Raw genomic sequence first — 598 nt, 5'->3', positions numbered from 1 at the left:
CTCGTCGTCGAGGTGGTGGGTCATGGTGCTGCGGGTGGTCCACAGTCCCCAGGCGAGGCTGGTGGCGGGTTGGCCGTGGGTGTGGCGGTGGTGGGCGAGGGCGTCGAGGTAGGTGTTGGCGGCGGCGTAGTTGGCTTGTCCGGCGGTGCCGAGTTGTCCGGCGGCGCTGGAGTAGAGGACGAAGGTGGTGAGGGGGTGGTGGCGGGTGAGGTGGTGGAGGTGGGTGGCGGTGTCGATTTTGGGGTGGAGGACGGTGTGGAGTTGGTGGTCGGTGAGGTTGGTGGTGGTGGCGTCGTCGAGGGTGCCGGCGGTGTGGATGACGGTGGTGAGGGGGTGGGTGGTGGGGATGGTGTCGAGGAGGGTCTGGAGTTGGGTGGGGTTGGTGGTGTCGCAGGCGGTGAGGGTGACGTGGGCGCCGGCGGCGGTGAGTTCGTCGTGGAGTTGTCGGGCGCCGGGGGCGTCGGGTCCGCGTCGGCTGGTGAGGACGAGGTGGGTGACGTGGTGGTGGTGGACGAGGTGGCGGGCGAGGAGGGCGCCGAGGGTGCCGGTGCCGCCGGTGATCAGGGCGGTGCCGTCCGGATCGATCCCCCGCGGCACC

At 71.1% G+C, this 598-nt stretch carries 1 protein-coding gene; it reads right to left on the bottom strand.

All coding sequences use genetic code 11. The features are described 5' to 3' along the window. Window positions 1–598: SDR family NAD(P)-dependent oxidoreductase (locus IG88_RS39865; RefSeq protein WP_037837575.1), on the bottom strand; the 598-nt coding region annotated here is incomplete at both ends.

Origin of the sequence: Streptomyces sp. NRRL F-5650 (genome assembly GCF_000721365.1) — a bacterium.
Taxonomy (GTDB): domain Bacteria; phylum Actinomycetota; class Actinomycetes; order Streptomycetales; family Streptomycetaceae; genus Streptomyces; species Streptomyces ardesiacus.
The sequence above is the reverse complement of the archived record's forward strand: the minus strand, read 5'-3'. Positions and strand labels throughout refer to the sequence as shown.